Source organism: Nitrosococcus halophilus Nc 4 (genome assembly GCF_000024725.1).
GTDB classification, from domain to species: Bacteria; Pseudomonadota; Gammaproteobacteria; order Nitrosococcales; family Nitrosococcaceae; genus Nitrosococcus; species Nitrosococcus halophilus.
Genome location: NC_013960.1, coordinates 2,042,701 through 2,066,010 on the forward strand (window position 1 = coordinate 2,042,701; position 23,310 = coordinate 2,066,010).

19 protein-coding genes are annotated in these 23,310 nt (G+C 51.9%); 14 read left to right on the top strand and 5 right to left on the bottom strand.

Features of this window, described 5'->3' with window-relative positions; all coding sequences use genetic code 11:
- The first annotated feature begins 72 nt into the window (after positions 1-72).
- The 3 genes from sbcD to NHAL_RS09620 all read left to right on the top strand — a co-directional run bounded on the left by sbcD (position 73) and on the right by NHAL_RS09620 (position 5,423).
- Positions 73-1,329: an exonuclease subunit SbcD gene (sbcD, locus tag NHAL_RS09610; RefSeq protein ID WP_041354827.1), complete on the top strand. Its 1,257-nt coding sequence runs from the start codon at positions 73-75 to the stop codon at positions 1,327-1,329.
- Complete coding sequence (locus NHAL_RS09615) at positions 1,326-4,985, top strand: SbcC/MukB-like Walker B domain-containing protein (RefSeq protein ID WP_013032953.1); 3,660 nt, start codon at positions 1,326-1,328, stop codon at positions 4,983-4,985. The genes sbcD and NHAL_RS09615 overlap by 4 nt, the downstream gene beginning before the upstream one ends.
- Positions 4,986-5,051: 66 nt before the next feature.
- Complete coding sequence (locus tag NHAL_RS09620; protein WP_013032954.1) at positions 5,052-5,423, top strand: hypothetical protein; 372 nt, start codon at positions 5,052-5,054, stop codon at positions 5,421-5,423.
- A 198-nt stretch (positions 5,424-5,621) separates the two neighbouring features.
- Here NHAL_RS09620 and NHAL_RS09625 read toward each other — a convergent pair whose 3' ends face one another.
- Entirely contained in the window at positions 5,622-5,891 is a 270-nt protein-coding gene (locus tag NHAL_RS09625) for a hypothetical protein (RefSeq protein ID WP_013032955.1), read from the bottom strand.
- A 65-nt stretch (positions 5,892-5,956) separates the two neighbouring features.
- Positions 5,957-6,244 (bottom strand): hypothetical protein, encoded by a 288-nt coding sequence (locus NHAL_RS09630; protein ID WP_013032956.1) that lies wholly within the window; start codon positions 6,242-6,244, stop codon positions 5,957-5,959.
- A 620-nt stretch (positions 6,245-6,864) separates the two neighbouring features.
- Between NHAL_RS09630 and NHAL_RS09635 the strand changes: the two genes are divergently transcribed.
- The 5 genes from NHAL_RS09635 (at position 6,865) to NHAL_RS09655 (ending at position 16,912) form a co-directional block, all read left to right on the top strand.
- Positions 6,865-9,027: a type I restriction-modification system subunit M gene (locus NHAL_RS09635; RefSeq protein ID WP_013032958.1), complete on the top strand. Its 2,163-nt coding sequence runs from the start codon at positions 6,865-6,867 to the stop codon at positions 9,025-9,027.
- Positions 9,024-10,379 (top strand): restriction endonuclease subunit S, encoded by a 1,356-nt coding sequence (locus tag NHAL_RS09640; protein ID WP_013032959.1) that lies wholly within the window; start codon positions 9,024-9,026, stop codon positions 10,377-10,379. The genes NHAL_RS09635 and NHAL_RS09640 overlap by 4 nt, the downstream gene beginning before the upstream one ends.
- Before the next feature lie 143 nt (positions 10,380-10,522).
- The gene (locus tag NHAL_RS09645) at positions 10,523-11,620 is read left to right on the top strand and encodes a Fic family protein (protein ID WP_013032960.1); all 1,098 of its coding nucleotides are present in this window, start codon (positions 10,523-10,525) and stop codon (positions 11,618-11,620) included.
- Between the two features lie 3 nt (positions 11,621-11,623).
- On the top strand, positions 11,624-15,433 hold the full coding sequence (locus tag NHAL_RS21385; protein ID WP_013032961.1) for an HsdR family type I site-specific deoxyribonuclease: 3,810 nt from the start codon (positions 11,624-11,626) through the stop codon (positions 15,431-15,433).
- Positions 15,434-15,706: 273 nt separating this feature from the next.
- Entirely contained in the window at positions 15,707-16,912 is a 1,206-nt protein-coding gene (locus NHAL_RS09655; RefSeq protein WP_013032962.1) for an IS110 family RNA-guided transposase, read from the top strand.
- A gap of 263 nt (positions 16,913-17,175) precedes the next feature.
- Here the strand turns inward: NHAL_RS09655 and NHAL_RS09660 are convergent, their stop codons facing one another.
- Positions 17,176-17,466 (bottom strand): hypothetical protein, encoded by a 291-nt coding sequence (locus NHAL_RS09660; RefSeq protein ID WP_013032963.1) that lies wholly within the window; start codon positions 17,464-17,466, stop codon positions 17,176-17,178.
- A gap of 601 nt (positions 17,467-18,067) precedes the next feature.
- Between NHAL_RS09660 and NHAL_RS09665 the strand changes: the two genes are divergently transcribed.
- The 6 genes from NHAL_RS09665 to NHAL_RS20400 all read left to right on the top strand — a co-directional run bounded on the left by NHAL_RS09665 (position 18,068) and on the right by NHAL_RS20400 (position 21,814).
- A complete protein-coding gene (locus NHAL_RS09665; protein WP_013032964.1) occupies positions 18,068-19,063 on the top strand; it encodes a DUF3644 domain-containing protein in 996 nt (331 codons plus the stop codon).
- Positions 19,064-19,150: 87 nt separating this feature from the next.
- On the top strand, positions 19,151-19,603 hold the full coding sequence (locus NHAL_RS09670) for a hypothetical protein (RefSeq protein WP_013032965.1): 453 nt from the start codon (positions 19,151-19,153) through the stop codon (positions 19,601-19,603).
- A gap of 222 nt (positions 19,604-19,825) precedes the next feature.
- The gene (locus tag NHAL_RS09675; RefSeq protein WP_013032966.1) at positions 19,826-20,056 is read left to right on the top strand and encodes an addiction module protein; all 231 of its coding nucleotides are present in this window, start codon (positions 19,826-19,828) and stop codon (positions 20,054-20,056) included.
- Positions 20,053-20,196, top strand: a complete 144-nt coding sequence (locus NHAL_RS09680) for a hypothetical protein (protein ID WP_013032967.1) — start codon at positions 20,053-20,055, stop codon at positions 20,194-20,196. Before NHAL_RS09675 ends, NHAL_RS09680 begins: the two co-directional genes overlap by 4 nt.
- A gap of 100 nt (positions 20,197-20,296) precedes the next feature.
- Entirely contained in the window at positions 20,297-20,692 is a 396-nt protein-coding gene (gene tnpA, locus NHAL_RS20395) for an IS200/IS605 family transposase (RefSeq protein ID WP_157862538.1), read from the top strand.
- The gene (locus NHAL_RS20400; protein WP_013032969.1) at positions 20,693-21,814 is read left to right on the top strand and encodes an RNA-guided endonuclease InsQ/TnpB family protein; all 1,122 of its coding nucleotides are present in this window, start codon (positions 20,693-20,695) and stop codon (positions 21,812-21,814) included.
- A 157-nt stretch (positions 21,815-21,971) separates the two neighbouring features.
- On the opposite strand, the gene NHAL_RS21965 is transcribed toward NHAL_RS20400, so the two are convergent.
- Positions 21,972-22,532, bottom strand: a complete 561-nt coding sequence (locus tag NHAL_RS21965) for an IS630 family transposase (protein ID WP_157862539.1) — start codon at positions 22,530-22,532, stop codon at positions 21,972-21,974.
- Positions 22,471-23,040, bottom strand: coding sequence for a helix-turn-helix domain-containing protein (locus NHAL_RS21970; protein ID WP_083761389.1), 570 nt, complete (start codon positions 23,038-23,040; stop codon positions 22,471-22,473). The genes NHAL_RS21965 and NHAL_RS21970 overlap by 62 nt, the downstream gene beginning before the upstream one ends.
- Positions 23,041-23,310: the final 270 nt, after the last annotated feature.

Here is a 23,310-nt window from a genome sequence, read left to right on the forward strand (position 1 = left end):
TGCCTTTTTGGGTACTGCCTCTGAGACCACTTCGAATTCTGATATTAACCTAAGGGGGAAATGGGTTCAGCAATGCGCATTATGCACACTTCCGACTGGCACTTAGGGCAATATTTTATGGGAAAGAGCCGAGAACGAGAACATCAGGCCTTTCTGGATTGGTTACTGGTGCAAATCAAAGAACAGGGGGTCGATGCCCTGATCGTGGCCGGAGATATTTTCGATACGGGCACGCCGCCCAGTTATGCTCGGGCCCTGTACAATAATTTTGTGGTCTCCTTGCAACCCACGGGCTGTCAGTTGGTGGTCATCGGCGGTAATCATGATTCCGTGGCTACCCTGCATGAATCCCGGCAGTTGTTGGCGTGCCTCAATACCTGGGTGGTCGGGGGGATAGAGGGGTCCTTGGCGCAGCAGGTGAAGGTCTTGAAGCGGCGTGATGGTCAGCCGGGAGCCGTGCTGTGCGCTGTTCCCTATCTCCGCCCACGGGAGGTGTTAACCAGCCAGGCCGGGGAAAGTGGACAAGATAAGCGGCAAGTCCTGCAGAGCGCCATTCAGGCCCATTATGACCGTGTTTATCAATTGGCTTGCGAACAGCAAGATAACGTGGGGGAAAAGCTACCCATTATTGCCACCGGGCATCTCACCACGGTAGGAGGGGAAATATCGGAATCGGTGCGGGAGATTTATATCGGGACTTTGGAGGCCTTTCCCGCTAGCGCCTTTCCCCCGGCCGATTATATTGCCCTGGGACATTTGCACCAAGCCCAAAGGGTAGGGCGGCAGGATCATATCCGTTATTCCGGCTCTCCCATTCCCCTCAGCTTTGACGAGGCAGCAAGCCCTAAACAGGTGCTTTTGGCAGACTTTGCCCAGGGGCGGCTGCAACAAGTGGAATCGCTGCCGGTGCCCCGCTTCCAGGGGCTGCAAACCCTGCAAGGGAGCTTGTCGGAGATTGAAGCGCAGGTTCATGAACTCATGACTTCGGTGCCCCCCCAGGAAATCCTGTGGCTGGAAGTGGAGGTGGCGGGGGATGATTACCTCAGTGATCTGCAAAATCGGGTTCAGGCTTTGTGCGAGGGCAAGCCCGTGGAGTTGCTCAGGGTGCGGCGTCAGCGCCGGGGGCGGCCGACGGCCCTGAGGCGAGAGGCCAGGGAGACTTTAACAGAGCTAACGGTCGAGGAGGTTTTTGAGCGGCGGTTATCCTTGGAAGATTTTCAGGATGAGGCCTTGGTCGCCAATTTGAAAACCGCGTTCCAACAGATCGCGGCGGAACTAAAACCCGGCCAAGCCGCTGAGGAAGACTCCCAGGAGTGGGGCCGCCCATGAAAATCCTGAGCCTGCGGTTGAAAAATATTAATTCTCTCAAAGGGGAATGGAAAATCGATTTCACGGTACCGGAATTTGCCGCCAACGGCCTCTTTGCTATTACCGGACCGACGGGGGCAGGGAAATCCAGCCTGTTGGATGCTATTTGCTTGGCCCTTTATCATCAAACCCCCCGCCTTAAGGTATCAGGAGAAAGTAATGAACTGATGACCCGCCATACGGGGGAAGCCCTCGCCGAAGTGGAATTTGAAGTCAAGGGGGAAGCCTATCGGGCTTTTTGGAGCCAGCGCCGGGCCCGCTATAAATCGGAAGGCAAATTGCAATCTCCCCAAGTGGAGTTGGCCAAAGCCGACGGGACCATTATTGCCGATAAAATCGGGGAAAAGCTTCATCTCATCAGCGAGCTTACGGGATTGGATTTTGGCCGCTTCACCAAATCCATGTTGCTCGCCCAGGGGGGCTTTGCCGCCTTTCTCAACGCTGTTCCCAATGAGCGGGCGGAACTTTTGGAAGAACTTACCGGCACCGAGATCTATGGTGAAATTTCCCGCCGGGTTTATGAGCGTAAGCGTCAGGAGGAAGTGCGGTTTAATGTGCTAAAAGCCCGGGTCGAGGGGGTGGAACTACTAGAGGAGGAAACCTTAACTACCCTAAGGCGGGAGCAACACACCCTCGAGGAGAAGGAAAAAACACTGAAGCAAGATTTGCAGCAATTGACTCAGCAAAAACAATGGCTAGAGAAAATAGAAGAGGCAGAAACCCAACAGGCCCAAGCCCGGAGCCATTGGCAAAGGGTGCAGGAGAAGATCAAAGCCCAGCAAGGGGCATTGCAAAAGTTGGAGCAGGCACTGCCGGCCCTGAAGCTAAGACCTCACTACTTGGAAGTGCAAGCCAGCCAAAAAGCCTTGGCGGAAGCAGAGCATAACCGGGAAGTTGAACAACAACAGGCGGCAGAAAAGGACAGAGCACTGGCTGCAATTAAACAACACGTCCAGCAACAACAGACCTGGTTTGCACAACAGCGGGAGGCATGGGAAAAAACGGAAAACTTGCTCAATGAACAGGTGGTGCCCCTGGATAACCAGATTGCAGAGCTTCACCGGGAGAAGAATAAACTTTGCTCTAGAATAAAAGAAACCTCGGACCGGCAAGTAGCCCTGGATGAACAAGCCCAAAAACTCCAGCAACAACAGGCCCAAACCCAAAGGGCTTTAAAAACGGCGATAGAATATTTGCAAGCCCACGCCTCCCAGGAGAAATTGGGAGAACAGCTCCCCTTATGGTGGGAACAATTCGAGCGCCGGCAGCAGTTGTTTCAACAACAGCAACAACTTCAAGCCGCCCTTGAAACACAGCAAGAAGAAATTTTAAAAAGTGATGCCCGTATCCAACAACAGACCGAAGCGATAAAACAAGGAGAACAAGCCTTAAAAGCCCTAGAAGCTCAATACCAAAAAACCTTGGCGGATAAAAACAGGATCTTAAATCATACTCCCGAAACCCAGTGGCGGGAGCGTCAGCAACAATTGATGGAGGCCGCCCCCCAACGTTTCAAGCTCACCACCCTTCACTCCCAATACCAGGAAAGACAAGAACGCCAAAGAGAGCAGGCAGCCGCCTTGGTTGAGAGTCAGCAGAAACTAAAGACTCAGCAAACGGCCTTGGAAGGAACACAACGGTGTTATCGCCGGGAACAACAATGTCTCAATGATTTGCATCGCGTGCTGGAACTGGAACAACGCATTGTGAGCCTAGAGCAGCACCGGGACCAATTACAAGAAGGGGAAGCCTGTCCCCTATGCGGCTCCAAAGAACATCCAGCAGTGGCGGCCTATCAGGAGATCGATCTTTCCGCTACTCAACAGCGCCAGCAGCAACAGGAACAACAATTGGAATCCCTGCGTGCCCAAGAGGAACAGCAAAAGGCCGCCGTTATACAGTGGGAAAATGAATGCCGCCATTTGGAACAGGCTTTAAAGGAAGGTCATCAGGTACTGGAAAATCTACACGGAGAATGGACGCAAACCACCGCCCCGTTGGGAGTCTCTCTGAGCCTCCACCATCCCCAGGAAATTGTCCGTTGGTTAGCACAGAGGGAGCAGGAAGCGGTGCAGATTAAGCAACTGATCGGCCAGCTCGATGATTTTGATCAGCAATTGAGGGAGCAAAAGGAGGCCCTTATCCAGGCCCGCCAATCCCTTTCCGATGTCCAACACCAGCAGGCTTTAGCCGAGCAACAAAAAACCGCTCAGATGAAATCTTGCCAAGAACAGCAGCAGCATCTAGAGGAGAGACAAAAAGAATTCCAAGAACTGGAAAATAAACTGTCCGGCACTTTGGGAGAGCTGCCTGCCTTGGACACTCAAACCCAATGGCTAGCGCGGCAGCAAGGGTTATGGCAGGCCTATCAGGGGATGGCGCAACAACGGCAGGAGCGGCAAACCGAGCTGACTCAATTTCAAATGGAACAAACCCAACTGGAACGGGAGCAAAACCAGAATCAGAAAGAAAAAAATCAATTGTCGGAACAACTCAGTCAGATGGAGACCCAGCTTGCCCAATACACCAAGCAACGTCACCAATTATTGGGCAATCGCACCGTGACGGAAGAAAGAAGCCGAGGGCGTGAAGCCCTAGCAACTGCCGAACAAGCGCTGTCCCAGAGCAAGCAGCAGCAAGAAAGGGCACAGGCTGAGATGAATCAATTACAGGGAGCGCTTGAAACCCTCAAACACACTATTCAAACCCAACAGACCCACTACCAGAAAGCGCGGCAGGAATGGCAGGCGGCCTTGCAGGCAAGCCACTTTCCCGATCAGGAAAGTTTCGAGCAGGCCCTGTTGCCGCCGGAGGAATATGATCGACTCACACAACTCAAAGAACAACTCAACCGGGAATCCAGCCAAGCTGAAGCCTTATATCAGAAAGCGGAAAAAACACTCCAGCTATTACGCCAAACGCCGCTTACCCCGCAACCGCTGGCTCAGGTCCGGGAAAATTTGGAGGAGCGCCAACAGCAGTTGCACCAATTGATGAAGCGCCAGGGGGAGATCAAACAAACCTTAACCGCTGATCGGGAACGACGGGAGGCGCAGAAAAAAAATTTCATGGAGATTGAGCGACAGCAAGAGACCTATGATCTCTGGACTCAGTTAAGCAGTTTGATTGGCTCCCAAAAAGGAGATAAATTCCGCCGCTTTGCCCAGGGATTGACCCTGGACCACTTGGTGTATCTGGCTAATCGCCAACTGGAACGGCTACATGGCCGCTATTTGCTGAACCGTAAAGCGGGCGAAGAACTGGCCTTGGAGGTGGTGGATACTTGGCAAGCGGATGTGGTGCGGGACACCAAGACCTTATCCGGGGGGGAAAGCTTTCTGGTGAGTCTGGCCTTGGCCTTGGCTCTCTCGGATCTGGTCAGTCATAAAACCAGTATTGATTCTTTATTCCTGGACGAGGGTTTTGGCACCTTGGATGGGGAAACCCTGGAAACGGCCTTAGATGCTTTGGACCACCTGAACGCCAGTGGCAAGATGATTGGGGTGATCTCCCACATTGAGGCCCTTAAAGAGCGTATTCCCACCCAGATTAATGTGAAAAAAGGAAACGGCTTAGGCTATAGCACACTGGATAAACGTTTTGCTGTAATTGGGTGAGGCCTTTTTTGGGCAAGAGAAAAAAACGCCGCAGAAAGAAATGATCTAACTGTGGGGGGAGGGATTATGATGATCATGATTGTTTTGCTGATAGGGATACTCATCACCGGTATGGGGGTGGCTGTTTTGATCTCACCGGCCCGGCTGCGGTGGCTGCTGGATTGGTTTCTAGAGCGTAAAAATTTCTACTGGGTTGCCGCCATTCGTATTATCACCGGCGGGGTCTTTATCCTTGCCGCCCCGGAAACTCGAATGCCGACCTTGATCCTCACTTTGGGCGTGCTGTTCATTGCGGCGGGAATAACGATCCTGTTCCTTGGAAAGGAGCGGATTGATCGGCTGGCGGCGTGGTGGCTTACCCAATCTAATAGCATCTTGAGACTATGGGCGCTTGCCGCCATGGCCTTTGGCGGGCTGATTATTTGGTGTGCGGTGTGAAAGGATCATTAACAACGCTAGTAAAATGATCCGGTTATAAAGTCCCAAGAAGAGTTTCTTTCCATTCCTTCTCCCCTGGCGGGAGAAGGGTAGGATGAGGGGGAATAGAGCTTATTGCTAAGCTTTTCCTCCTCTACTTGCCCTTTCAGAACAGTTGAAAACACCAGCCCCCAGAAGGGGGCTTAGTGGTAGAGAAGTTTAGGTAAATAAGTTTGCATCCAACCGGGCATTCTGGTTCAGCGTGGGACTGATGTTGGGAGCAAACAAGCCAAAGTTGGAAACATTATTAGCCGCGTTGATATTCAGGGATTGGAACTGATTAATCTCCTGATTTAGATCGATATCAACGGCCACATTGGCAAAACTCAAGCCGGGAAGCCCGAGGGCTTTACCGCCCCGCAGGGTGGTCATCTGCCGGGAGTCCAGGGTTTTACTTTCAGCTAAATCGGCAATGGTAATGGACGTCATGTTACTTTCCTCCTTTCAAGTGGGGGGGCCTTTGGCCCCCCTTGTTCATTTAGGCCAAATTGAGCTTAGAGAAGTCCTCCCACATTCACATTATTCTGGGCATGCTGGTTCTGAGTGTTGGTGTTGTGCACATCAAAGAAGCCGAAGTTAGCCACATTGTTGCCTACCGCATTATTAATGCCCTGGAACTGGTCAATGGACTGGACTGGGTTGACGGAAACGAAGCGGTCCCCCATAGGTCCCCAGTAAAGCTTCCGGCTCTCAAGGGCGCGCATACCGCCGCGGACGGAAGTCATGGCGTCATGGTCCAGGGTTTTGCTCTCGGCTAGGTCAGCGATAAAGAGTGTGCTCATGGTGTGTTCTCCTTTAAATTGAAAGTTAAGTCGTTCATTAAGCTTTAAATTTGGAACCGAAAGTTTTTTCGGTGCTTGCCCAACAGATTGCAGATGCCGTGCCAAGTGGGTAGTTGAGGGGGTGTGATATTATTAAGATTATGATTTAAAAGGTATTATATTTTTACTCCGGGATATGCCTGACGACTCACTGGAAGAGGGATGTTTAGAAAGTTGGCTTGATGGCAACAATAAAGACGAGGTGTTTGTTGGCGAGTTGCTTTTGTGGATAAAGCATAAAGAAAAACGGAAAGGTGTTGTGGGTGGGGGATTAGGGGGAAGTAAGTACCCGCCTCTTGGAGGGGGGCTTACTTATCCATGACAATCCCCAAGAGATTGGTATAACTTGTTGTTGTTATTAGGTAATTAAGACCATATTGAGTAAAGTATCAACTTCTTATAGCTATAGCGTTTCCCAAAGAGGAGAGATACGGTTGGATTGAGAACTTAAGGCCCGACTAAGTCGATATTCGTATCTCATTTATTCGGGAAACGCTATAGAAAGTTTCTGTTATAAAGTAGATTTTTTATATCTATCCTATGCTTGGCAATCCCCCAAAACCAGAAAAGCAGATCAATCATTGAACAGAGAACAACTGAAACAACTGGAAGACGATCTTTGGTCAGCCGCCGATAATCTGCGCGCCAATTCTGACCTCAAAGCCTCTGAATACAGTACCCCGGTGCTGGGGCTGATTTTCCTCAAGTTTGCCGACATTAATTACCGGCGACACGAGGCAGCTATTCTTAAGGAATACCAGAAGCTCAAAGGCGGCCGCCGGGAAAAATCGCTGAATGAAATCGCGGTGGCCAGGTGCGGCTTTTACCTGCCGGATCACGCCCGTTACAGCCACCTGCTGAACCTGCCCGAAAGCCAGGACATCGCCAAGGCCATTGAAAAGGCAATGGAAGCCATCGAGGAGTATAAGCCCGAGCTCCAGGGCAGCCTGCCCAAGGACGGGTATTACCGCCTCACCCGCACCGGCGAGACAGAACAGCTCCCGTTCGACTTGCTGCGTCAGTTTGACAACATCCCGGACGACGCCAGCGGCGATGTGTTCGGCCAGATCTACGAGTATTTTCTTGGCAAATTCGCCCTTGCCGAAGGCCAGGGCGGCGGGGAGTTCTTTACCCCGCGCTCGGTGGTGCGGCTGATGGTGGAGATCATCGAGCCCCACGGCGGCACGGTGTTCGATCCCGCCTGCGGTTCCGGCGGCATGTTCGTGCAATCCGCGCAGTTTATCGAAAGACACCGTGAAGAGTTTGAAGCCCAGGGCGAAGACACCAGCGTATTCGTCTCCGGGCAGGAAAAAAGCTCGGAAACGGTCAAGCTGGCCCGCATGAACCTGGCCGTCAACGGCCTGCGCGGGCAGATCCTGCAGGGCATTTCCTACTACGACGATCACTTCGGCTCTTTCGGCAAGTTCGACTATGTGCTGGCCAATCCGCCGTTCAACGTGGATGAAGTGTCGCTCTCCGGGGTGGAAAAAGACCCGCGCTTCAACACCTACGGCATCCCGCGCAAAAAGACCAAGGCGAAGAAATCCGAACAGGGCAAGGAGACGGTGCCCAACGCCAACTACCTGTGGATCAACCTGTTCGCCACCTCGCTCCGGGAGCCCGACGACAAGCATCCCGGCGGGCGCGCCGCGTTGGTCATGGCCAACTCCGCCTCCGATGCGCGCCACTCCGAGGCCGACATCCGCCGGACCCTGATCGAGAACAACCTCATCTACGGCATGCTCACCCTGCCGTCGAATATGTTCTACACCGTCACCCTGCCCGCCACATTGTGGTTCTTCGACAAGGGCAAGACGGACGAGCGCATTCTGTTTATCGACGCGCGCAATATCTTTACCCCCATCGACCGCGCCCACCGCGAATTCTCGGAAGAGCAGATCCAGAACATCGCCATCATCAGCCGCCTGCACAAGGGTCGCCGCGATGAGTTCATCGCCCTGATCGACCGCTATTTCGAGCAGGGCATGGCACGTTTGGTGGAAAATCGCCGGCAGGTGGAGCCGGTGGCCGAACAACTGCTGGCGGTGCTGGATGATGAGGCCGGAAAAAAAGCCGTGGCCAGCCTGGTGGATACCTGGAAAGGCCTCGCGCCCCTGCAAAAAGCCTGGGCCAGGCACCGTGCGGTGCACCCTCACCCCGGCCCTCTCCCAGCGGGAGAGGGAGCATCAGAGCCCAAAGCAGAAATAATCGATCAGGTAAATGAAGCCCAGCAAACCCTGCGCGCCAGCTTTGATCCGTTTTTTACCGCCCTGCACGACAGCCTCAAACAGATCGACAAGGCCGTGCGCCGCCACGAAAAAACATTGGCGGAAGCCTCCAAACAGGCCGGCAAACGCCAGAGCGCCGACCGCGCCACCCGGCAACTGAAAGCCACGCTGGAAGAACTGCACAAAGAAGTGAAAAACGCCGAAAGCAGCTTCGGCCATATCCATTGGTTACAGGAACGCTTCCCCGAAGCGAAATACGAGGATGTCACCGGCCTGTGCAAACTGGCTGATCTGGCCGAAGTGAAAGAGCAGGATTATTCGCTGAATCCGGGGCGTTATGTGGGCGTGGTGATTGAGGAGGATGGGAAGACGGAGGAGGAGTTTATGAACGAGATAGCTGAGTTGCAGACTCAACTGCAAGGTATGAGTAACAAAGCACGAAGACTGGAAGATACTATCTCAAAAAACGTTGCACAGCTTGTTGCTGATGATACTCTGGTGGAGCCCAAAAAGTGAATCAGGTATTGCCCCATGGGTGGAGATTCGTCTCAGTAGAGAAACTGAAATCTGCGGAAGCACGTTCACTTGCAGCTGGGCCATTCGGATCGAGCATAAGCTCCAGGTACTTTGTAAACGAAGGGGTGCCTGTAATACGGGGTGCTAATCTGAGCGAAGGGAAGCAACGCTTCATTCCTAGCGGGTTTGCTTTTATTACCCGTGATAAGGCGAAAGAATTCAAAGGCGCTCACGTTAAAAGCGGAGATCTAGTATTTACCTGCTGGGGAACATTAGGACAGGTTGGGCTGATTCCACGAGACGGCCCATACGATTCTTACGTAATATCTAATAAGCAATTAAAATTGAGACCCGACCCTGATATCGCCTCTTCCGAGTTCTTGTACTACTATTTCTCCTCCCCAACGCTGCGTAAACGTTTCAACGATGTAGCTATCGGGTCAGCTGTTCCAGGGATCAACTTAGGGATTTTGAGGCGCGAGCTAGTACCACTACCACCACTACGAATGCAGGAGAAAATCGCCGCCATCCTGACGGCCTACGACGATCTGATCGAAGTCAACAAGCGCCGCATCGCGCTGCTGGAAAAAATGGCCGAGGAACTCTACCGCGAATGGTTTGTGCGCCTGCGCTTTCCCGGTTATCAGGACACCCGTTTTGTAAAAGGTGTGCCGGAGGGGTGGGATGTGGTTTCGTTAGAAAATTTCTGTGAAACTATTACTGACGGAACTCATGACACTCCCAAACCTGTTGATTCTGGGCATCTTTTAGTTACCGGAAAAAATATAAAGAGCAATCAAATCGACTTTACTGGAGCATATTTTATTAGCGAACAAGACCACAGAGAAATTTCGAAACGTAGTGGCTTAAGAGAAGGGGACATTCTGTATTCAAACATTGGGACGATAGGCCAAACCGCTATTGTAGGAGCGAAACCCGACTATAGTGTGAAAAACGTAATTATTTTTAGACCACGAAATGCTCATGATTCGTTATTTCTGTTTCATGTGCTTAAGAATCCTGCGATATCTGAGCATCTACTTGCAATGGCTTCTGGAGCTTCACAACAATTTATCGGTCTCGGTACAGCAAGAAGCTTTAATATACTCAAACCAAACTCAATCATACTCGAGGAATTTGGAAAGACTGTATCCAAGTTTTTTGAACAAAGAAATACCCTAATATCGATGAACCATATTTTATGTTCTTCAAGAGACCTCCTCCTCCCCCGGCTGATCTCCGGCAAGCTCTCAGTGGAAGACCTGGATATCCAGTTTCCGCCCAGCATGCAGGAAGACACGCCAGCCGCCCCGGCCGAACAGGAGGCCTTACCAGAGACCCGCTATGCCTGAAGCGCCAATAAACAATAGCCGGAACGCCGCCAGGTTCCCGGCGACTGTTCAAAACAGCGCAAATCTGAGAAGATGCCGGATGACCTGCTCAAAAATCGCTATTTTTGAGCAGGTCCGCCCATCAACCCGCAGGGACCTTTGCCATGGTGCTGAAGATCCGGGAACACTTTCCTCCTCAGGGGCCACTGGAGACCCCGGCGGTGCTGCGGGCGCTGGTTGCCGCGCATCGTCATCTGGCCGAGCTGAAAGGCGTGGCGCGCAGCATCCCCAACGAGCGGTTGCTGGTGTCCACCCTGTCACTGCAGGAGGCGCAAAGCAGCTCGGAAATCGAGAACATCATCACCACCCAGGACGCGCTGTACCGCTATCAGGTCCAACCCGGCTCGGTGGACCCGGCTAGCAAGGAGGTGGCCTGGTATGCCCAGAGCCTGGAGGTCGGTTTTCAGGAAGTGCGCGCGTCCGGGCTGTTGCGCTTGAGCACCATTCTCAAGGTGCAGGCCACGTTGGAGGGCAACGACGCCGGCTTGCGTCGCACCCCCGGTACCGTGCTGAAGAACGAACGCAGCGGTGAGGTGGTGTATGAACCGCCTTCGCCGGAGCGGTTGCCCGCCCTGATGGACGAGCTGGTGAGCTGGATTCATGCCGATACCGATGCCGGAAAGGAGCTGGACCCGCTGGTGCGCATGGCCGTGATGCACCATCAATTCGAGACCATCCATCCTTTCTACGACGGCAATGGCCGCACCGGGCGCATTCTCAATATCCTGTTTCTGGTGCGCGCCGGGCTGCTGGACTCGCCCATCCTGTATCTGAGCCGCTACATCAGCCAGACCAAGGCGGATTATTACAACCAGTTGCAGAAGGTGCGCGACAGCGGCGAATGGGAAGACTGGCTGCTCTACCTGCTGCGCGGAGTCGCGGTGACTGCCCGCCACACCACCGCGCTGGTGGAGCACATCGCCCGTTTGCTGCAAAAGCAAAAGCATGACATTCGCGCCCATTATCGGTTTTACAGCCAGGACCTGATCAACAATATTTTTTATCACCCCTATACCAAGGTGGCTTTTGTCGAGCACGATCTGGGCGTATCGCGCGCCACCGCCAGCCGTTATCTGGATGAGCTTGCCCGGGGCGGTATTCTCGACAAGCATCGACTGGGACGCGAAAACTACTATATCAACCGGGAGCTGGTGCAACTGCTGTTCAACCTGCCGCCCTTGGACATGAACACAGAGCACTAGCCAATGCCTAGCTTCCTGTCTGAAGACAACATCGAACAGGCCATGGTGCAGCGTTTGCAGCATCTGTATGGCTACGATGTGCTGGATTGCTACACCAGTGATGCGGCGGATCTGAATGACGGCTCACAGCGCGCGGACAAGCGCGAGGTGATTTTGCGTGATCGTCTGAAAGCCGCAGCGGTGCGCCTCAATCCGGAGATTCCCGAAGCCGCCATTGACGATGCGGTGGACCAGGTATGCGACCGACGCCAGGCCATGGCCACCATGGTGGCCAACCGCGAGCTGGACAGCCTGATCCGCGACGGAGTGCGGGTGGAGTTCAAGGATAAGCAGAATAACCATGGCCGCACCCGCAAGGAGCGGATAAAGCTGATTGACTTTGATACGCCTGAAAACAACCACTTTCTCGCCGCCACCCAGCTATGGATTCAAAGCACCGGCGCGGCGGCCAAGGCGGGCTATCGCCGACCGGATATTCTGCTCTATATCAACGGCCTGCCGCTGGTATTCATTGAGCTGAAGAATTCCAACGTCAAACTGCGCAGCGCCTACGACGACAACCTGACCCACTACAAAGCCGACATTCCCCAGTTGTTCCTGACCAATGTGTTTTGTGTGTTCAGCAACGGTCTCGAAACGCGCCTGGGCAGCTTGAGCGCCGAGTGGGAGCACTTTTTCCATTGGTTGCGCCCCGAGGACGAGAAGGAAAAGATACGCCGGGACCAGATTCGCGAGCAAGGCACCAGTGCCGAACGCTTCCTGCAGGGCCTGGCTGCCAAAGACAAGCTGCTGGATTATGTGGAAAACTTCGTCATCTACCACAAGGGTTCGCAGAAAATCATTGCCCAGAACCACCAGTTCCTTGGCGTTAATCGGGCTTTCAGGGTATTTGTTGAGCGGCGAGGGTGGCTTGAACAGCAGAAGGGTTTAGCAGACAAGGAACCCCTCACCCCGGCCCTCTCCCAGGGGGAGAGGGAGAAAACAGGCGCTCACTATCGGGCAGGGTATGACTTTTCGGGTCTGGTAACTCGTGCCCGGGAACTCCGTCAACAACAGACACCTGCTGAGGACGTTCTATGGCAGTTGCTGAGAAACCGGCAATTCCTCGGCCTGAAATTTCGCAGACAGCATCAGCTTGGAGATTTCATTGCCGATTTCTACTGCGATGAGCACAAGCTGGTTGTTGAAGTGGACGGCAGTATCCATGCAACGGTAGAAAAAACACAGCATGACAGAACTCGTCAATTGATACTCGAAGGGCAGGGTTTCCAGGTTATCCAACTCTCCAACGAATTAATCCTCAATAATCCCGAAGCAGCACTTGAATCAATCGCCGCAAAGCTCCCCCTTCCTGATGAAAGCGCGGCCGACGAGCGCACGACGCCGAACAAACCCCAACCGCAAAACCGCCCCTCTCCCTCTGGGAGAGGGGCTGGGGGTGAGGGTAAGACGCCGTTCAAGGCCAACAGGCTGGGCGTCTTTTGGCATACCCAGGGCTCGGGCAAGAGTTTTTCCATGATCTTTTATGCGCGCAAGATCATCCGCAAGGTGCCGGGCAATTACAGCTTTGTGGTGGTGACCGACCGCGAAGATCTGGACGGGCAGATTTACCGCAACTTCCTCAATACCGAAACCGTCAAGAAAGCCGATGCCGCCCAGCCCAAAAACAGCGAGCAGATGCGCGCCTTTCTCGGCCAGAACAAGAAGCTGGTGTTTACCCTGATTCAGAAGTTCCGCTGGCCCAAGGGCAAGCGCTACCCGGTGCTGTCTGAGCGCGACGACATTATTGTGATTGTGGATGAGGCCCACCGCACCCAGTACAAATCCCTGGCGGAAAACATGCGCGCGGGTCTGCCCCATGCCCAGTATCTGGCCTTCACCGGCACGCCCCTGCTGGGGCGCGAGCGCAAGACCAACGAATGGTTTGGCGATTATGTATCGGAATACAACTTCAGCCAGTCCATGGACGACGGCGCCACCGTACCGCTGTTCTACAAAAAACGCGTGCCGGAGGTCTTGAACCAGAACGAGGAACTAAGCGACGAGTTTTACGAGATTCTGGAGGACGAAAACCTCGACGAAGCGCAGCAGGAAAAGCTGGAGCGTCGTTTTGCCACGGAACTGCAAGTGATCAAACGCGATGACCGGCTGGAGACCATCGCCCGGGATCTGGTCTACCACTTCCCGCGCCGTGGTTATCTTGGCAAGGGCATGCTGATCGCCGTGGACAAGTTCACCGCCGTGAAGATGTACGACAAGGTACAACGGCTGTGGAAAGAGGACATCAAATCGCTGCGCGGGGAGATCAAGAAAAGCGTAGACGAGGTGCACAAGGCGCGCTTGCAGAGGCAGCTCGACTGGATGCGCAAGGTGGAAATGGCGGTGGTGGTCAGTGCCGAGAACGGCGAGGAAGAAAAATTCGACGCCCAGGGCCTGGACATCCGCCCGCATCGCAAACGCATGGATCAACTGGACGCCCACGGCCACGATCTGGAATACAACTACAAAGACCCGGAGCACCCGCTGCAACTGGTGTTCGTGTGCGCCATGTGGTTGACCGGATTTGATGCGCCGACAGTCTCAACGCTCTACCTCGACAAGCCACAGAAAGATCATACTCTGATGCAAACCATTGCCCGTGCCAACCGGGTGAGCTCGCATCGCATCAACGGTGTGGAGAAGACCAACGGCGAAATCGTCGATTATTACGGCGTGATCGGCCGCCTCAGGAAAGCAATCAAGGATTACGGCCAGGGTGGTGACGGGCTAGATGAACCACCAGTCAAGGATAAGGACGAGCTGTTTTGCTTGCTGGCCGATGCCCTTGAGCAGGCGCGCCTCTTCTGTGCCGAGCGCGAGATTGTTATCGACACGGCGTTGGCAGCAGACGATGTGTTCAAGCAGGTCAGCCTGTTTGAAGAATGGGCAGACACCTTGCTCTCGAAAGATGAATGGCGGCAATCCTTCAAGGTGTTAGAGAATACTATTACCGCGCTTTATGAAGCCTGCAAGCCGGAGATTCTGGGCGATCCGGTCGTGCGCAAGGTGGCTTTATTTCAATATCTACGCGGCGTGCTTGACAGCATTATTCAGCAGCAGGACATTGATCTTGCTACCAAAAAAATTAACGAGTTGCTCGATGAAAGCCTGATTGTGGATGATCAGAAATTCAGCCAGGTCAAAGAGGAGTCGGGCGGATGGAAGATTGAACAGAAAGGCCAGACATGGGATCTGAGCAAAATCGACTTCGACAAACTGAAAGAAGACTTCAAACAGGCCAAGTACAAAAACATCGAAATTGCCGACTTGCGCGCCTTTCTGGAAAAGAAACTGCAGGACATGCTCAATAAAAACCGCACCCGACGAGATTTTGCCGAACGGCTACAGGAAATCATCGACAACTATAACGCGGGCAGTAATTCTGCGGACAGTGACTTTACCGAGCTGGTTAAATTCGCCGAATCACTCAAGCAAGAAGAAGATCGACATATCCGTGAAGGTTTGAGCGAGGACGAGCTGGAAATCTACGATTTGTTATGTAAGGAAAACATGACCAAGGCGGAGGAAAAGAAAGTGCGTTTGGCAGCCAGAGCCTTATTGAAACGCTTGACCGAAGAAAAGCCAAAAGTGTTGGTGCAGGACTGGTACAAAGACAGCCAGACACGGCTTGCTGTGCGCGATGAAGTGGGTGCGGTACTGGATGAGTACCTTCCCGAAGACAGCTATGACAAAGAGCTGTTCTTACTCAAGCGTGACAGGGTGTTTGAGCTGACGCTTGATCTGGCGATCAACCACCAGCGCTGGGCGGCATAGCGCTCACAATGCCTGTATAAGGGTCTACCCTCGGATTTTGCAGGTAGCGGGCGAGCTTTAAAAAGGTTAGCCTAGGTTTAGGATGGGGATGTGGCTCTTGGGGTCAGTGGCTGTGATGGCAGTTCACTAGACTTGAAATGCCGTTCCCGTCCTCCTGCGTCATCCGGTGGGTCGTTCGGGATGGTGCCGATTTTAGATTGTGGCTCTGTAGGTAGACGAGACCGACGGATGATTTTTTTCGGTTTAATCTGACCTTATGGAGAGCACAATTTTATGACGGTAGCGGCGCAGATCCGTGTGAGTGTAGATATCGGTTGCCCTCAGCACAGCATTGCGATTGGTTTAGCTGGCGGCGAGGTGCTGGAAGAATTTGATATTCTCCACCGCCCGGAAGGGTTCAAACAGTTTTTTGAACGCATCGAGCCTCATTGCCAACGCCATGGCGGGGAGGTGGCGGTGGCGATGGAGGGATACAACGGTTTTGCCAGACCTTTGGATAGCTTGATAAGGGTTCGAGGCTATCCACTTTACCACATCAATAATCTAAAGCTGGCCCGGTTCAAGGAGATCTTTCCCGCGGCGGCCAAAAGCGATCGTATCGATGCCCGTAAGGGCTTAGAGCTGTTTCAGCTGCGAGATCACCTGGCGGTGGCCAAGGACGTGCTCCAAGAGGTCATGCCCACGCCGCAGGAGAACGATAAGCTCAAACGTCTTAGCCGCCGGCGCCGCGCCTTGGTGGAGGAGAAAACCCGCGTGTTGAGCCGCCTGCAAAGTGATCTGCAGGCCGTTTGCCCAGGCCTTCTGGCCATCACTCAGGAGGCCGAAAACCTCTGGTTTTTGCGCTTTCTCACCTGCTCAACAGAGCTGACCAAACTCTCACGCCTGCGTCCCTCCACCCTGATGAAGATCCCCGGCGTGGGACGCCAATACGCTTCGATTATCCAACAATGGCAGAAAAATGCCTCATTTAGCCATGAAGTGGACTGGGTGGGCGAGATGATCATTGAAGATGCCCGACGCATTTTGGATCTCAGGGACAAAATCAAAGCGCTAGAAGCACGCTGTAAGGCGGTGATGAATCACTCCACGATCGCCCCCTTGACCGACTCCATTCCAGGGTTTGCTCTCGTTTGTTCCTCGGAGCTGGCCGGCGAAATTGGCACCATTGACCGCTTTGCTAGCGAGCGTAGCCTAGCCCTTTATCTGGGCATGGCCAATCTCGATCATAGCTCTGGAAAATTCCACGGTTCAAAGGCGCCCAAGCACGTCAATAAACGGGCTAAAGGCGCCATGATGACCGGGGTGGATAGGCATCGCAAGTGTGTGCCCGAATCACAACGTTACTATGAAAAAAAACGGGCAGAAGGCAAATCTCATAACCAGGCCATCCGCGCACTTGGACGACAACTCTGCCGTATTATATTCAAAATGCTCAAACAGAATCGAGCTTATGAAATTCGATCATCAACGGACGTATAGGCTTGAAAATTCCAGCGGGATGTTCAGGTCTTGTATAATGCTTTAGTGGGTAGGTTTAATTTGGCGTATTGTCCTTGAGCTATCACTTAAAATGCCGACGTTTGGGACAGATTTTCGCCTTATCATTGCTCTTTTGGGATTAAGAAATTATTCCCCAAAGTGGATATTGGTGAGGTGGTAGAGGTTACTGTATCAGGTTTTTCCCCCTCATCCTCGCCTTCTCCCGCCAGGGGAGAAGGGAGGGAAGGGAACACTGAAAGGGATTAGACGATAAACCCACCTACATTGACATTGTTCTGAGCATGTTGGTTCTGGGTGTTGGTGTTGTGCACATTAGCAACCCCGAAGTTGGCGACGTTATTGCCCACGGCATTTTCAAGGCCCTGGAACTGAGAAATCGCCTGAGTGGGATTTACCTGGGTGAACCGATCTCCCATGGGTCCCCAGTAAAGACTCCGGCTCTCAAAGGCACGCATACCGCCGCATATGGAAGTCATAGCAGTAGAGTCGAGGGTTTTGCTCTCGGCCAAGTCAGCGATAACGAGTTTGCTCATGGGTGTGTTCTCCTTTGAATTGAATGTTGGGTTGTTCATTAAACTTCAAATTTGGAACCGAAAATTTTTCGGTGCTTGCCCAACAGATTGCAGCTCCCGTGCCAAGTAGGGGGTTGACGGGGGGTGTGATGTTTTAAGGTTATAATTTGAAAGATATTATATTTTCTCTACAGGGCATTCCTGACGACTTAAAGGGAGAGGGATGTTTAAAAAGTTGGTTTAATAGCAACAATAAAAACAGGGTGTTTGTTGGAAGGTTGCTCTTGGGGTAAAAGGTAAAGAAAAATGGAAAGGGGTTATGGGTGTGGGATTACAAGGAGGTAAGTGCCCGCCTCTTGGAGGGGGGCTTACTTATCCATGACAATCCCCAAGAAATTGGGGTTTTATCTATAACTTGTTGTTGTTACTGGATAACTAAGACCATATTGAATAAAGTATCAACTTCTTATAGCTATAGCGTTTCCCAAAGAGGAGAGATACGGTTGGATTGAGAACTTAAGGCCCGACTAAGTCGATATTCGTATCTCATTTATTCGGGAAACGCTATAGAAAGTTTCTGTTATAAAGTAGAATTTTTATATCTACCCGATGTTAGCTGAATATGAAATCGAGATCACGAAACTTAGCTGATAAATCGATTGATGCCATGCTGGCAGCAATTGAGATATATAATAAGCCAAGCTTTGCATACCGTGAGGAGTCATTTTCCATTCTTGCCATAAACGCATGGGAATTATTGCTGAAGGCCAGAATATTGCAGCTATCTAACAACAAGGTAAGCTCAATACTTAAGTATGAAAAACGCCAAAAAGCTGGCGGAAGCCTTTCCGAGAAAAAGTACCGGGTAAAGAACAGATCGGGGACTAATCTGTCCATTGGTTTGTTTCGCGCGATAGATATGTTAGAGGCAGAGTATGGAGACAAAGTGGGGGCTCAAGTTAGGAAGAATATCGAACTGCTATGTGAGGTAAGAGATAGTGCTGTTCACTTTGTTAACAAAGGCTTCGATTTAACCCTGTTAGTACAACAACTTGGTACCGCATGCCTGCGTAACTACATAATCGTTATTCGCCGATGGTTCGCAATTGATTTATCTAAGTACAACTTTTTCCTAATGCCTCTAGCCTTTTTCGGCCTAGAGGCGAACGTGCAGGGAGTCTCGCTTAATTCAGAGGAAAAACGCCTCTCAGAATATTTAAAGCAAGAAACTAATGTTAGTAATGGCGGAGATCCTGATGAGTTCAATGTCGCATTAACAGTGAATGTTCGGTTTACCAAATCTAAATCCGAGGATGCTGAACTAGTTTGTGTTTCAAATGACCCAGATGCAACCCCAATAAAACTAACAGAAGAAGATATTAGGGAAAAATACCCGTGGGATTACAAAATCCTTACCACAAGGCTTCGCAAACGCTACAGCGATTTTAAGGAAAACAAAAAATACCATGACTTGCGGAAGCCTTTAGAGTCGGAGCCGAAATATTGTAACAAGCGTTTTCTCGACCCAGCTCAAAAAAATGGTATTGGGAAGTGTTTTTACAACCCAAATATCGTAAAAGAATTCGATGCTCACTATACAAAAGCAGCTAGCAAGTAGCTCAGGGCCAGCAAAAAGCGCTGTTCGTTCCTTGCTCTGCTTTTTGCTGCCCCTGAGCATGACGTTAGATTTTTTGAGAGCTATCAAATGACATCTTTTGCAGTTAAACATATAGAAGAAAAACATGGTGCTTTGTCTTCAGTATTAAAAAATGCAAAAAAGCAACCTTACTCCTTAACAAGTAAAGAGTATGAAGCGCATGAGGCAGCAAAAGGGCGTTTTGTGTATGTTATTGAAGTACTGCGAGTAAAAGGAGATACAATCTATCTACTAGGATATAAATACAAAGCACGCACAGTATTGGCAGCGCCAGGAGTCGCTTTGTGGCGAGGTAAGTTTAAGTATAAAAATTCTGTAGAGTACGGAATTCCCTCGGAAGGGTTGTATTTTGATAAACCTGTATTAATAACAGATACCGGATTTATTGACTGGTTTAAAGGAGAAACTTTTGGTATGGCTGCAATTCCGGTGGCTCACGTGAAGACTCTAGAAACATTATTCAAAGATCCATCAAATTATGCAAAAAAGTTCAAAATCTAACCATGGGCATCCAGTTGATGCTCGCTATCGCTCGCACAACTGAGCCCAGACGTTGAGGTTGTAGAAAAAGCCCCTGAGGCATGAGATCATGCATTCTAACCCATTGATTTCTCATTTGTGAAATCACTAAAAATGGAACATTTTAGGGTTTTTCTACAGCCTCGTTAGGTGCAGCAGTAGGGCCGAGATACATTTAATAAGTTGACTATGCGAGGTTTTGCCATGAAGTCCGAGATTGAAGAAATTGCCGAAAAAGCTCTTAATCTCCCATTACCTGCTAGAGCGTCTTTAGCGGAACTACTGCTAGAAAGTCTGGATTATGAAGAGGATTTTCTGATTTCAGATGAGTGGATGAACGAAATTCAGAAACGCTGCCGTGAAATAGATGAAGGAAAGGTAAAACTCATATCAGCAGAAGACGCCTTGGCCCAGCTTCAGAAAAAATATTCATGAAACCCTGCTGGTTTCATCCGGAAGCGCTCGCAGAGGCCGATGAGGCGGTTGCGTTCTATAAAGAGCAACAGCCTGCTCTTGAGGTACGCTTTCTGGAAGCGTTGAACGACACGATTTCCCGAATAAGGAGAAACCCATAAATTACACCGCGCGGGGAGTGCCGACTTTAGGCGGCAGAGGAAGCGCGGCCCTCCGTTTGGTTGTTGCTAGTATATGTCTGCCGGTCGTATAATTAATGGCATGTCTCGTTACGCCAAGAATTCTGGGGCGGTTTTCGCTCTCAAATATCACTTGGTCTGGTGCCCCAAATACCGTCGCAGCGTGTTGGTTGATGGCGTCGCTAAACGTCTTGATCAGTTGATACGCGAAGTCGCAAACGAATTTGAAATGACAGTGCATGCGATGGAGATCATGCCGGACCACGTACACCTGTTCGTCGAATCCGACCCTCGCTGGTGCGTTGCCGAGATAGTCAATCGCTTTAAAGGTCGAAGCAGTCGTATCTTGCGTTCCGAATTTCCAGTTTTGCGTAGCCGTTTGCCGACCCTCTGGAGTCGCAGTTACTACGCTGGCACGGTGGGCCACGTATCCGAAGAGAGCGTTCGCCGCTACATTGAAAACCAAACGGGAAAGTAGTTGATTAAAGCATTCAAATACCGACTGTATCCGAACACCGCCCAGGTGCGTGAGCTTGAGATCATGCTTGAAACGCACCGACGCCTGTATAACGAGTGTCTTGCTCAACGAAAAGAGCGCTACGAAACAGCTCAAGAAAGCGTGAAGTACACGCAGCAATCGGCTTGGTTTAAATCCGCCCGCGGCGCGAACGACTGGTACGCTAGGCTCAATTTCTCCTCTGCCCAGGCAACGATGCGGCGCCTCGACAAGGCGTTTCAGGCATTTTTTCGGCGCATTAAGACAGGCGATAAACCCGGTTATCCGCGCTTCAAGGCGCGTGGTCGCTTCGATAGCTGGACATACCCGGCGCACGGCGACGGCGCGCGGTTGCTCGATGGCAAACTGCGCCTTCAGCACATTGGCGTGGTTAGGGTACGCCAACATCGCCCTGCGCAAGGCACGATCAAAACCGTACAGATCAAGATTGAAGCCGGAAAGTGGTTCGTCATCGCCAGTTGCGAAATCGGTGATGCGCCACCGCCTCGGACTGAAGATACGGCTGTCGGTATTGATATTGGATTGGAGCATTTCCTGTCCACCGATCAAGGCGAGCAGGTCGATAATCCGCGCTACCAAAAAGAAGCATTGCGCCGGCTGCGCGTTGTTGGGCGCGCTGTTTCGCGTAAGAAAAAAGGCAGCCGAAACCGAGGTAAAGCGGTTTCCAAGCTGCGCTCGATACACGCCCGAGTGTCCAACAAAAGACGGGACCACCACCACAAGGTGGCCCGCGATTTCGTGAGTCGATACGCTTTCATCGCGGCGGAAAGCCTGACCGTAAAAAACATGGTCAGGAACCGCCGATTGAGTCGGTCGATTTCGGATGCTGGCTGGAGCCAGTTTCTGAACATACTCCGTGCCAAGGCTGAAAGCGCCGGGTCGGTGTTTGTCGAAGTTCCTCCGCAAGGCACATCGCAAGCGTGCTCCGGCTGCGGAGCAGTCGTGCGAAAGGCGCTCTCCGTGCGCCAGCACAGATGCCCCGAATGCGGTTTGTCTCTGCAAAGAGATGTCAACGCGGCCAGAAATATCTTGGCGCGTGGCCAGGCTCGGATGGAGCCTGTGTGGCTTAACGTGGCGCATTAGCGCGAGCGTGCCGCAAGAAGCCGTCTGCTTTTGCTGACGGTTCATCACTGATCTATCGTCGCATCGAAGGGGAAGTAAGGAAATGTCGGATACTGCGCTTTCCCTATGGCGTCATATACCGCGTCAGCAATGATCGCATAGAAGTCATACCATTTCTTTAAATATTTGCATGCTTTAAAGCGGAGAGGATAAAGGGGTAACCGGTTAAAGAACGAATCGTTTGTGGAATGAGGTCCTGGAGGATTTCCCCGACAGTCTGTCGAAGGGAGTCCAGTGTGCTAAAGAGAACCCAACTGAGCTGATCTTTCATGTGTTGCCAAAGTCGCTCGATAGGGTTGAGCTCGGGGCTATAGGGAGGCTGGAACATCAGCACGATATTCTCAGGCAACTCCAGCTTCTTGGCCCAATGAGAGCTGGCATTATCAAGTTGAACGATATGCAGAGCGTGGGGATAGCGTTGAGCGAGGTGATCCAAATAAATCTGAAAACAGTCGCTATCGTGATGAGAGAACTCCAAAAAGAAGCTTTCCCCGCTCAGCGGCTCCACTGCCCCATAGAGATAGAAGGCTTTAAATTGCCATTGCACCGGCGCTAGGGGCTTGGTGCCGGTCAACGTAATCAGTCGCCGAGGGATGGTTTTAAGCCCAAAGCGCGTCTCATCGTAACACCAATACCGCACCGGTAAAGCGGGGTCTTCCGCCCCGTAGAGGACCGGCAAAACTTCTAGGCGCCGCGGGAGTTTTTTTAAAGTCCACCCCCGCCGCTTCCTCTCGATGAAGGTGGCTCGGGCGCGCCACTTTGAGCTTGGCTTTGAGCCGGTAACGTACTGTCTGATGTACCGTTTTGTACTTAATCTGCAACCCGTATTCTTCCCTCAGCCACTGTTGAATCGCCCCATAGCTCTTAAAACCCGGCGGTTCTTTCAAACGCTGCTTTAAGGCCTGCTCCACCGCCGGCGGTATAGCTCGGGCACGCCCATTATGCGCCGTCCCAAGCTCAAGCAAGCCTACTAACCCGCGGGCCCGATACCCCTCAAACCAGCGATAAAGGGTGGAGGGATTGCGCCCTAGCACTTTCCCCAAAGCTTTGAGTTCGGTGACCTGCTCGCTCTTGAGCAAATATAACGCCTGAACTCGTTCTTTGAGTTTCACCTCGCTCTGCTGGTGAAGCAGCGCTTTTAATTCCTCGGCACTCTCCGTGATTTCTAGCTCTAGGCGGCGACTCATCAACCTCGCTCCTCCCCATAAACTCGCTTTCAAACCTCCTCATTATAACATGCGGGGTCAGTACGAATTGGTATCATTGCGGTCATGCATCTTAGGCAGCGGCCGGGTTATTGGAAATCACGCACCTAACTCGGCGCTCAATTCGGATGCCTCCTTCGTCGGCGCTGGTAGTGATAGATCCTTCCATCATTCCCCCTTATCCTCCCTTCTCCCGCCAGGGGAGAAGGGAGGGAAGGGAACACTGAAAGGGATTAGACGATTTTGGAACCG

Coding starts and splice junctions, on each gene's coding strand:
- sbcD (WP_041354827.1), top strand. CDS start 73: ATGCGCATTATGCACACTTCCGACTGGCACTTAGGGCAATATTTTATG.
- NHAL_RS09615 (WP_013032953.1), top strand. CDS start 1,326: ATGAAAATCCTGAGCCTGCGGTTGAAAAATATTAATTCTCTCAAAGGG.
- NHAL_RS09620 (WP_013032954.1), top strand. CDS start 5,052: ATGATGATCATGATTGTTTTGCTGATAGGGATACTCATCACCGGTATG.
- NHAL_RS09625 (WP_013032955.1), bottom strand. CDS start 5,891: ATGACGTCCATTACCATTGCCGATTTAGCTGAAAGTAAAACCCTGGAC.
- NHAL_RS09630 (WP_013032956.1), bottom strand. CDS start 6,244: ATGAGCACACTCTTTATCGCTGACCTAGCCGAGAGCAAAACCCTGGAC.
- NHAL_RS09645 (WP_013032960.1), top strand. CDS start 10,523: ATGGTGCTGAAGATCCGGGAACACTTTCCTCCTCAGGGGCCACTGGAG.
- NHAL_RS21385 (WP_013032961.1), top strand. CDS start 11,624: ATGCCTAGCTTCCTGTCTGAAGACAACATCGAACAGGCCATGGTGCAG.
- NHAL_RS09655 (WP_013032962.1), top strand. CDS start 15,707: ATGACGGTAGCGGCGCAGATCCGTGTGAGTGTAGATATCGGTTGCCCT.
- NHAL_RS09660 (WP_013032963.1), bottom strand. CDS start 17,466: ATGAGCAAACTCGTTATCGCTGACTTGGCCGAGAGCAAAACCCTCGAC.
- NHAL_RS09665 (WP_013032964.1), top strand. CDS start 18,068: ATGAAATCGAGATCACGAAACTTAGCTGATAAATCGATTGATGCCATG.
- NHAL_RS09670 (WP_013032965.1), top strand. CDS start 19,151: ATGACATCTTTTGCAGTTAAACATATAGAAGAAAAACATGGTGCTTTG.
- NHAL_RS09675 (WP_013032966.1), top strand. CDS start 19,826: ATGAAGTCCGAGATTGAAGAAATTGCCGAAAAAGCTCTTAATCTCCCA.
- NHAL_RS09680 (WP_013032967.1), top strand. CDS start 20,053: ATGAAACCCTGCTGGTTTCATCCGGAAGCGCTCGCAGAGGCCGATGAG.
- tnpA (WP_157862538.1), top strand. CDS start 20,297: ATGTCTCGTTACGCCAAGAATTCTGGGGCGGTTTTCGCTCTCAAATAT.
- NHAL_RS21970 (WP_083761389.1), bottom strand. CDS start 23,040: ATGAGTCGCCGCCTAGAGCTAGAAATCACGGAGAGTGCCGAGGAATTA.